This is a genomic window from Achromobacter sp. RT286_PF (assembly GCF_059760425.1).
In genome coordinates this window covers 1-9,979 of sequence record NZ_JCBAMR010000071.1, presented here as the reverse complement: position 1 = coordinate 9,979, position 9,979 = coordinate 1, and the positions used below count along the sequence as shown (strand labels likewise).

The following is a 9,979-nucleotide window of genomic DNA, read 5'->3' as shown; positions in this document are numbered from 1 at the left end:
CCATGCGAAAACAACACCCGGGCCGGGGAGGCGCCGGGCCGCCTCACCCGGCGGGCGCGCAGGGCCGCCGCCGTGGGGGTGGCGGCGGCGGTCAAGGACGCTTGGCGCCGCGATCGCGGATTTCGACCGTGCTCCATTGCTCACCCACGCCGCGGATCTCCGGGCGATACATATCTTCCGCCACGGTCGAGGGCACCGCATAGCGGCCCGGCGTCACGACGCGCACCAGATAGAACACGTCGACCTTGCCACGACCCAGGGACACGGCGGCCACGTAACGGTCATCGCGGAACTCACGATGCTTGATGTTGGAATCGGCCATGGCTTCGGCCACGCGGCGCCCGCCAATAGTCCATTCCTGCATCTCGGGGCTTTGCGACAGGTTCAGGTTTTCGACTTCAAAACCCGCCGGCACACGGTCCTCGATCAGCGCATCCGGAATGTTCTGGTTGGCGCTGGCCTGCACCCACACCACCAGCATGTCGCCGCTTTGCAGCGTGCCGCCATCCCAAGGCTTGCCGTCCGGGCGATACCAGCCACGCTTGAGCTGGATCACGTCGTTGCGCGGCTTGGGCGCAACCGTCGGGCTGCCCTGGATGTCGTATTCCAGGAACAAGGACTGCGCACCCGTGTTAAGGATTTGCGTGTTGGCCAGATCGGCCGCGGTCAGGCCGACGGTCTGGTCGGTCTTGCCGCCGTCCAGCGGCTTGCGCACGCCATTGACGGTCAGCGCGGCTTCCCACGGCGTGCCCTTGTCGCCACCGATGGCGCGTGCCGCCATCAACAGCGCCATGCGTTCCTGCGTGGACAGGTACGAACGGTTGCCCAGGCGCGAAGTCAGCTGCGTCAGCAGATTTTCCAGGCGCTCGTGCTTCAGGCCGTACTGGTTGGCCAGCGCGTACGACAAAGCGTAATCGCGCACGCTGCTGCCGTAGTCGCCCAGCCATTCGTCGTAGTAGCCGTTGTAATTGCGACGCGGGAAACCGTATTCGCGCGTCATCGCGGCGTCCAGCGCGGACTTCATGCGCCCTTCGTCGCCCATCAGCTTGAACGCGGCTGCCAGCTGGATCAGGGGCAACGGCGAACGCGCGCGCTCTTGATAGTTGTCGAACAGCTGGCGCACCGTCGACAACGGCGCCTTCTTGTCGCGAGCCAACGCCAGCACGGCGGTCGACAAGCCGGCAAAACGGCGGTGGTCTTCGCGCAGGACGTTGGCATCGCTGCCGTCGATGCGGCCGGCTTCAACGTTGCGGCGCAGATTCACCGACCACGTGCCGAAGGTGTTCGACGTCTGCTGCACTTGCTCCAGCAACCATTGGCGCGAACGGTCCAGCGTGGCTTCGGGCACTTCAAAGCCCTGGTCGCGCGCGTCTTGCAGGAAGCCCACGGCATAGGCCGTCAGCCACACATCGCGCGAGCTGGAACCGCTCCAGAGGTTGTACGAACCTACCGCGTTGCGCATGCCGGACAGGCGGCCGATGGCGCCGGACACCTGCGCGGCGCGTTCCACCTGCGAGTGCGGCTTCAGGCCGAACTGCTTGGCAACGGCGTCATCGATCAACACCCACGGCAAGGCGCGGCTGATGGTCTGTTCGGCGCAGCCATACGGATACGCCAGCAAACCTTCAACCAGCTTGTTCACGTTGAACGGCGGGCGATTCGACACGGTCAGGCTGACCAGCGCCGAATCCGGGTAGTAAGACGACACCCACGAGGCTTGCGCCACGTTGGTTTCACCCGGGTTCAGGCGCAGGCGACGCACCTGGCGTTCGCCTGCGTAGGCCGGCTGCACTTGCAACACCGATTCACGCACGATGTGCACCGGCTTGGCGCCGCCCTGCCCGTCGATGGTCAGGCGCATCAGGCCCAAGCCATACGAACCGGTCGTGGTGGCGTTAAAGCGCAAGGTGGTGCGCTGCTTGTCCTTCAGCGTCACCGTGCGCACGCCGTCCGTAATGGCCAGCGGGTCCAGCGCTTCCAGTTTGATGCTGATCTTTTGCTCGGCGCCGCTCAGGTTGGTCAGGTCCAGCGCAATGGCGGCCTGGTCGCCCGGCGTGATGAAGCGCGGCGTGTTCAATTCGGCGACGATCGGCGCGGCCACCACCATTTCGGTGTCGGTGCTGCCGTAGTTGTCGGCCGTGAACGCCACCGCCATCAGGCGCAAGGTGCCGTTGAAATCGGGCAGGTCCAGCGGGATGTCCGCTTCGCCTTGCGCGTTCAGCGTAACCGGACCCGAGAACAGGTCGACCAGCTTGACCTTCTTGGGCAGGCTCTTGCTGTCGCCGCGCATGGCGGCGTCACCGCCCCACTTCAGCTTGCCCTTGGTGCCGTCCATTTTTTCGATCAGCTTGCCGTACATGTCCAACAGTTCGGGCGCGTAGCGGTGCTTGCCGAAGAAGTAGTCCAGCGGGTCGGGCGTGGCGTACTGGTTGATGTTCAAGATGCCCACGTCCACGGCGGACAGCGTGACCGTGGCTTGCTTGCCCTGCGCGCCGTCGACCTTGACGCGTACCGTCGTCTTGGTTTCGGGCACGGCCTTGGGCGCGGCCGTCAGCTTTACATCCAGCTTGCGATCGGTGCTGGCAATCGGCAGGAATGCCAGGCCCAGCGCACGGGCCGGCGTCACGCGGTCGCCTTCACTGCCCGGGCGGAACACGGCGGCGGCCACGTACAGATCGTGGCGCTTCCAGTCCTTGCTGACCGGGATCTCGACCACGGTGCCCGTTGCCTTCACGGCCACCCAGGTGGACCACAACATGCGGTCGCCTTCGACGGTGACCAGCGCCTGGCCGTCGTGCGGCGGCGTCAAGGTGACCTTGACGGTGTCGCCCGGCTTGGCCGGCACGCCTTCCAGCTTCATCTGCACGCGATCGGGGCGGTTGCCCATCGCGTCGGCGTCCTGCGCGTTCCAGCCGGCATAGAAGCGGTAGCGCATCGTCTCGCCCGTTTCCGGGTCGGCGATTTCAAGGCGGTAACGGCCCCACTTGACCGGCACGGTCAGCTGGGCGCGATCGTTCAGCGCCACTTCGCGCGAATCGATCAGTTCTTCGGTTTCGGTGTAGCCGCTGTTCCAGCCGCGCTGGTCGTCAAAGCGCCAATAGTATTGGCGCTCTTCGCGGAACAAACGCATCTGGGCCTGAGCCAGGGGCTGGATCTCGCCCTGGGCGTTGACGCGGATCACTTCGAATCCGGCGGGTGCGCTCTCGCGCGCCACGTCGCTATCGAACTGGGGCCGCACGGCGATCAGTTTGTCGGCGGGCCAGACGCTGCGCTCGATGGAACGCACCACCGGGCGGCCGCCCGATTCCAGCAGACTGGCCGACACGCGCACCTTCATGGGCGAATGCGTGCCTGCCGCGTTGGGGTTGACGCTGATCTGAGCAGCACCCTTGTCGTCCAGCGCCTCTTCGGGCAGTTCGCCAAACGTGCGGCGCGTGTCATCGGCGACGTCGCCGAAGATGAAGCCGGGCCATTTCTGGGCCTGCGCGAATCGGTCGCGCTTGACCTGGAAGGTGGACAGCAGGCGGTTGCCGGCGGCGGGTGCGCCGTAAAGGTAATCGCCCTGCACATCGACAAGCAGTTCCTCGTCCGGCGACAGCACCTCTTGCTCAGAGGTCAGCGCCATCTTCATACGTTCAGGCAGGAATTCCTCGACCTGGAACTTCCACGACGCATCAGGCGCGCGCGAGGCCGGATCAACACGCAGCTCCAGCAGCCACGAGCCGGTCTGCGCATCCAGCGGCAATTCGATTGCGCGCTCGACATAGCCGACCAGATCCTTCTTGGGCTGCCACAGCGTGTTCTGCACCACGCGGCCATCGGGACGCTTGATGGTGGCCGTCAGCGGCGCGGGCGTCAGCATGCGGCCGTCCAGGTCGCGCGGCAGCACCGACACGTTGAACGTTTCGCCAGGGCGATACAGGTTGCGGCCGGCGTAAATGAACAAGTTATTCGGGCGCGACACATGGCCGCCCGTATCGAACTCCGACAGATCCAGCGCCGGCTCGGCCAATGCCAATACCGTCATTTCCTTGTCGCGCGATGCACGGATGACGCGCGCGTTGGTGAAGCTGCCATCAAAGCGCACATGACCTTGCCCATCGGCGGCGGCCTTGGCCAGCGTCTTGCCGGCGCCGTCGACCAGTTCAAAGACCGCGCCGGAGATGGCCTGGCCGGACTTCAGCGACACGGAATAGGCTTCCACGCGGTCGCTGTAGCGGCGCGCGTGCAGGCCGATATCGCTGACGTAGAAGTACGTGACCTGGTATTCGTAGCGGAAACGGCCGGGCTGGCTCATGACCGCGATATAGATGCCGGGCTCTTGCAGTTCCTTCACGCCTTCAACGGGCAGGAAGGTAACGTGGCGGCGGTTGGGTTTATCGTCGGTAATGAATCGGCCTTGATAGACGCTGGTGGTCAGCGAATTCAGGCGGTCCAGATCCCAGTTGCTGACCGAACCCTTCAGGCCACGGTTGTCGGAATAGCGCCAACTGTCTTCTTCGTTGTAGCCGCCCTCTTCTTCGTCATCGGACGCCTGCGCGGTGTTGCGGCCAATGCCCAGCACCGTTTCGAACAGTTCCGGCACGCGGTCGGGCGCGACACGCAGGAATTGCACGTCCACTTCCGGCACGTTGACGGTAGCCACGGGCAAACCGCCGTTCTGGCCGGCCGGCAGCACCACGCCACGGCTGGCGAAATAGAACGACGGCGGCATCGCCTGCGTGTTCACTTCGCAGTTGGACGATTGCGCCAGCACGACCTTGTCACCCACGCCCGGCAAACCGGAGCGCACGGTGATGGCGTACTTGCGTTGCGGCTGGATATACGGGAAATACACCATGCGCGGGTTGTCACCCACAATCCAGCTGCCTTTGACGATCTTGCCTTGCGGGGCGGAGTCGCCCGGCTTCACCGAGGCGGGCTGGTCGCCGGCGTTGGAGGCCGTTTCGCTGTCCTGGTCGGCTTTGCCCGACGAGGCGCCCAGATCGGTGACCTGCAGGAAGTCATCCAGCTTGCCCTTGGCATCCACCGGCTGGGTGAACGTGACGGACAACGACAGCGCGTCGTTATATTGGCGTGGTTGGCAGGTCAGTGCGGCGAACGGATCGGGCGCGCCGACCGTGGCGCTGGCGCCCAGCGTGGGTTTTGCCTCGCCCGGCGGGGCCGCCGCGGGGCTTTGAGCCGGGGCGGACACCGCAGGGGCCGCACCCGGAGCCGCAGCCTGCTTGTCCTTGCCCATCCACCAGCCCACGCCTATGGCGCCGGCCAACACCACAACGCCGGCAACCGCCAGCCAGGTCTTACTAACCTTTCCACTCACGGCAAACCCCTCCGCCTACTCGAATACAACGCTCCTTAGCGGCGGAGCTGCCGACCATCCGGATCCGCGCGCTTCCCCAAACGCGGACATTGCCGTGCCATTGGCGCACAGCAGAACGCCGCCTTCGAGGGCGGCGTCTTCATACTTGGTATTAAACGGGTTCCATCACACATTGCAGCGGGTGCTGGCGCGCCCGCGCATACTGTCCTACCTGGGCGATGCGGGTGGCGGCGAGGTCACGGGGGTACACCCCGCAAACTCCGCGCCCTTCGTGATGCACTTGCAACATGATCCGCGTGGCCTCTTCATGATTTTTATTGAAGAATTTTTGCAGGACTTTCACGACGAATTCCATCGGCGTGTAGTCATCGTTCAACAGCAGAACCTGATACATCGGAGGCGGCGCGGCGCGTGCCGGTGCCTTCTCGACGGCCAAATCATGCTGGGTATCCAAGGTAGAACTCATAGGGCGGCTATTCTATTTAAACTGGGGACGCCTAACGTGCAACTTACTTAAAATTACACGCTGAAATACGTAGTTTCCATACTTGACGACACAAAGAAAAGCGGCGCATTATCACCGCATTCTGGGGTTTTCAACTCATCGAAAATCTGCCAGGAAGCCGGAGGGGGGGACAGAGGTCTAGACCGCGATGCCCTTCTGTCAACATACGATTCAATGAGGCAGTCCGCATGTCTGATACGACCGCAACCGCCGTCCAAGGGGACAATCCCAAATCGACGGGTACCGTCAAATGGTTCAACGATGCAAAGGGGTTTGGCTTCATTACGCCCGACGACGGCGGTGAAGATCTGTTCGCCCACTTCTCGTCCATACAGATGAATGGTTTTAAAACCCTGAAGGAAGGCCAGAAAGTGGCTTTCGAAATCATCCAGGGGCCTAAGGGCAAGCAGGCGCTTAATATCACGGCCGCCTAAACTACCCTATAAAGTGCAGCGGTAAGGTTGCACCATTATCCAGGCGGGGCTTTCGGGCCCCGCCTTGTTATTTTCTTTTTACTGCGCCAGTCATGCTGAAGAATGCGAAGTTATTACCTGCCACTCCTACGTTGTTCAAGACGGCGTTCATAAAACCCGCATTCCTTAAAGCCGTATCGGCGGCACTGGCCAGCGCGGCATTGATGCTGGGCTCGGGCGCCCATGCGCAAACCGGGCCGCAACCGCCCTTGCCCACCACGCAACTGTCAGCCGGCATCCATATTATCCGCGCCGAAGTTGCCAACACCGACGCCACGCGCCAGGCCGGCCTGATGTTCCGCAAAGAGCTGCCAGGCAACGACGGCATGCTGTTCGTCTTCGAGCGGCCCGACGTGCAGTGCTTCTGGATGCGCAACACGCTTTTGCCGCTCTCGATAGCCTTTATCGCCGACGACGGCACGATCGTCAACATCGACGACATGGCGCCGCAGACCGAAGACCCGCATTGCGCCCGCAAGCCCGTGCGCTACGCCCTGGAAATGACCCAAGGTTGGTTCGACGAGCATGGCATCAAGGCGGGCCGGAAAATAGACGGTCTGCCCTGAGCCGGGCGCCCCGGGGCGCCAGTGCGCCAGTCGGATGTAGAAAGGGAGCCCCGAGAGGCTCCCTTTTTTGATTCCGCCGCGAACCGCGCGGCGGAAAAAACAACACTTCAGGTTGCAGGCTTGAAGCCGCAAGCTCAGACGCGTTCGATGATGAGCGCGATGCCCTGGCCCACGCCGATGCACATCGTGCACAGCGCATAGCGGCCGCCGGTGCGGTGCAGCTGGTTGATCGCGGTGGTAGCCAGGCGGGCGCCGGATGCGCCCAGCGGGTGACCCAGGGCGATTGCGCCGCCGTTGGGGTTCACGCGCGGGTCGTTGTCGGCAATGCCCAGTTGGCGCAGCACGGCCAGGCCCTGCGCGGCAAAGGCTTCGTTCAGCTCGATGACGTCCATCTGGTCCAGCGTCAGGCCGGTCTGGGCCAACACCTTCAGGGTGGCCGGGGCCGGGCCGATACCCATGATGCGCGGCGCGACGCCGGCGGTAGCCATGCCGACCACGCGAGCGCGCGGGGTCAAGCCGTGGCGGGCGGCCGCCTTTTCGTCAGCCAACAGCAGCGCGGCGGCGCCGTCGTTCACGCCCGACGCGTTGCCGGCCGTGACGGTACCGCCTTCGCGGACCACACCCTTGAGCTTGGCCAACGATTCCAGGCTGGTTTCACGCGGATGCTCGTCCTTGGAGACGATGATGGCATCGCCCTTTTTCTGCGCAATCGAAACCGGCACGATTTCGGCGTCGAACACGCCTTCTTTCTGCGCGCGAGCCGTCTTTTGCTGGCTGGCCAGCGCAAACAGGTCTTGGTCTTCGCGGCTGATGTTGAAGTCGTCAGCGACGTTTTCGGCCGTTTCGGGCATCGAATCGACGCCATATTGCGCCTTCATCAGCTTGTTGACGAAGCGCCAGCCGATGGTGGTGTCGAAAATGGCGGCATTGCGCGAGAACGCGCTGTCGGCCTTGCCCATGACGAAGGGCGCGCGGCTCATGCTTTCAACGCCGCCGGCCAGCATCAGCCCGGCTTCGCCGGCGCGGATGGCGCGGGCGGCGGTGCCAATGGCGTCCAGGCCGGAACCGCACAGGCGGTTGACCGTGGCGCCGGGGACTTCGATGGGCAGGCCGGCCAGCAGCGTAGCCATGCGGGCCACGTTGCGGTTGTCTTCACCGGCCTGGTTGGCGCAGCCCATGATGGCGTCGTCCAGTTCTTCCCAGCGCACGCCGGGGTTGCGCGCTACCAGCGCCTTGATGGCGACGGCGGCGAGGTCATCAGGACGCACGCTGGCCAGCGCACCGCCGTAGCGGCCGAAGGGGGTGCGGATCGCATCACAAATAAAGGCATTCACGGTCATGGGAAGCTCGGAGTGAAGTGAAAAATTCGGGATCGGACGATCTTAGCGCACCGCATTTAGCGCCAAGTTGGTGCACACCTGGGGTGTCCGTCTCATGGACAGTGTCCGGTAGGTGTTCACCCTGATCGCCAAGCCGGCCGCAGGCTTTCAGGGCGACGCGGGCTTGGAAGGCGCCGTTGCGGCGCCCGCCCCGGACTGCGCGGCGCGACCCGCCTCGACGATGGCTTGCCGCCGAAAGCGCCCCGCAGCCAGGTGATAGAACGGCTGCGGGCAGAACTGCCGCGACACGCCCGAGGCCAGTAGCGACCCCACCAGCAACCAGAACAACATCGGCTGGCTGCCCGTCATTTCCATGACCACCACGCTGGCCGTCAACGGCGCCTGCGTGGCGGCGGCCAGAAAGGCGGCCATCGACACCAGCACCAGCACACGCTGGTCCACGCCCTCGCCCGCCAGTTCCCAGATGTGTTGGCCGATGCCGGCGCCCGTGGTCAGTGCGGGGGTGAAGATCCCGCCCGGAATGCCCGCCCAATACGACGCGACGGTAGCGGCCAGCTTGGCCAGCCCGAAGCCGACCGGCGCGGTGTCGTTGCCCGACAGCAGATCGGCCGCCACCCCATAGCCCGTGCCGTACACGCTGCCGGCCGTGCACAGGCCAATCACGGCCAGCACCAGACCCATGATGAAAGCCGTCCAGATGGGATGCGCGCGGATCCAGGCGCGCCAGGCCGCGGGCGCCGCGCCTGCCGCGCCCTTGCCCAGCAGCCGCGCAAAAATACCGCCCAACGCGCCGTTGATCGCGCCGCAGATGACAATCCACATCACCATGCCATGGGCCAGCGGCGCACCGCCGAACACGCCGAAATAAGGGTTGTTGCCCTGCACCGCGACCACCAGAAACCCCGCTGCCAGCACGCCGATCAGCACCAGGCGCTGCCAGCGCAGCACCGTGCCTCGGCCCAGCTCTTCAATGGCGAAGATCACGCCGGCAAGCGGCGCGTTGAAGGCGGCGGCAAGGCCGCCGGCCGCGCCGGCCGCGATCAGTTCATTGGCGTGAAAGCCCCGCAGCTTGACGCCACGACGCTTCCAGAAATCCCCCCATGCCAGCATGAGCGCGGCGCCCACCTGCACCGACGGGCCTTCGCGGCCGATCGACGCGCCGGCCAGCATGCCGAAGAACGCCAGGGGAATTTTCCAGAGGGTTTGCGCCAGCGACACCAGGCTGGTCTGGCTGGCCCCCGGCGGCAATGACAGCGCGCCGATGACTTGGGGAATGCCGCTACCGGCCGCGTTGGGCGCAAAGCGCAGCGTCAGCCAGCGCAAGCCGGCCAGGCTGAACGGCAGCACCAGCAAGGCAAGCCAGCCGTTGTGGCCCACCCATTCGCGGTTCCAGTCCAACGCCTTGTCGGCCAGATACGCAAAACCGAGCGACATCAGCGCGACCAGGCCGGCCCCGCCCAACAGCAGTGCCATTTGCAGGCTCTTGCGCGACAGGCGGTTGATCTGACGCACTTTGCGCCGCATCAGGCGGCGGGTGGCGGCGGAGGTCCGGCGGAAAGGTTCAGTCAGGCTCATGGGCTGCTGGCATGCGGCGGAAAGTCGCTAACCTTAACATTCCCACCTGACTCGCAGCCCACAACTTCGCAGCCCGCAACTTCGCCGACCACAACCTCGCCGGCCACAACTTCGCCGGCCACGATTCGGCCGTCCACAGACTTACCGCCCGGGCGCTACCGCGCAATCCCGCGCGGCAGCGCCCGGCGGCTGCTTAGAAC

6 protein-coding genes are annotated in these 9,979 nt (G+C 64.7%); 2 read left to right on the top strand and 4 right to left on the bottom strand.

Annotation, left to right across the window (positions count from 1 at the left end; all coding sequences use genetic code 11):
• Positions 1-91: 91 nt before the first annotated feature.
• Both AC6LJY_RS27635 and clpS read right to left on the bottom strand, forming a co-directional pair.
• The gene (locus AC6LJY_RS27635; protein ID WP_413815395.1) at positions 92-5,320 is read right to left on the bottom strand and encodes an alpha-2-macroglobulin family protein; all 5,229 of its coding nucleotides are present in this window, start codon (positions 5,318-5,320) and stop codon (positions 92-94) included.
• Between the two features lie 151 nt (positions 5,321-5,471).
• Positions 5,472-5,786, bottom strand: coding sequence for an ATP-dependent Clp protease adapter ClpS (clpS, locus tag AC6LJY_RS27630; RefSeq protein ID WP_006220276.1), 315 nt, complete (start codon positions 5,784-5,786; stop codon positions 5,472-5,474).
• A 227-nt stretch (positions 5,787-6,013) separates the two neighbouring features.
• Between clpS and AC6LJY_RS27625 the strand changes: the two genes are divergently transcribed.
• Positions 6,014-6,259, top strand: a complete 246-nt coding sequence (locus tag AC6LJY_RS27625) for a cold-shock protein (protein WP_006220277.1) — start codon at positions 6,014-6,016, stop codon at positions 6,257-6,259.
• A gap of 203 nt (positions 6,260-6,462) precedes the next feature.
• Positions 6,463-6,864, top strand: coding sequence for a DUF192 domain-containing protein (locus tag AC6LJY_RS27620; RefSeq protein WP_498137212.1), 402 nt, complete (start codon positions 6,463-6,465; stop codon positions 6,862-6,864).
• Between the two features lie 134 nt (positions 6,865-6,998).
• On the opposite strand, the gene pcaF is transcribed toward AC6LJY_RS27620, so the two are convergent.
• Both pcaF and AC6LJY_RS27610 read right to left on the bottom strand, forming a co-directional pair.
• Positions 6,999-8,204 (bottom strand): 3-oxoadipyl-CoA thiolase, encoded by a 1,206-nt coding sequence (gene pcaF / locus AC6LJY_RS27615; protein ID WP_046804699.1) that lies wholly within the window; start codon positions 8,202-8,204, stop codon positions 6,999-7,001.
• A gap of 147 nt (positions 8,205-8,351) precedes the next feature.
• A complete protein-coding gene (locus tag AC6LJY_RS27610; protein WP_046804700.1) occupies positions 8,352-9,779 on the bottom strand; it encodes a chloride channel protein in 1,428 nt (475 codons plus the stop codon).
• Between the last annotated feature and the right edge of the window lie 200 nt (positions 9,780-9,979).

What these genes read in the sequence shown, in the direction of transcription:
- AC6LJY_RS27620 (WP_498137212.1), top strand. Translation starts at nt 6,463, where the DNA reads ATGCTGGGCTCGGGCGCCCATGCGCAAACCGGGCCGCAACCGCCCTTG.
- AC6LJY_RS27625 (WP_006220277.1), top strand. Translation starts at nt 6,014, where the DNA reads ATGTCTGATACGACCGCAACCGCCGTCCAAGGGGACAATCCCAAATCG.
- pcaF (WP_046804699.1), bottom strand. Translation starts at nt 8,204, where the DNA reads ATGACCGTGAATGCCTTTATTTGTGATGCGATCCGCACCCCCTTCGGC.
- AC6LJY_RS27610 (WP_046804700.1), bottom strand. Translation starts at nt 9,779, where the DNA reads ATGAGCCTGACTGAACCTTTCCGCCGGACCTCCGCCGCCACCCGCCGC.
- clpS (WP_006220276.1), bottom strand. Translation starts at nt 5,786, where the DNA reads ATGAGTTCTACCTTGGATACCCAGCATGATTTGGCCGTCGAGAAGGCA.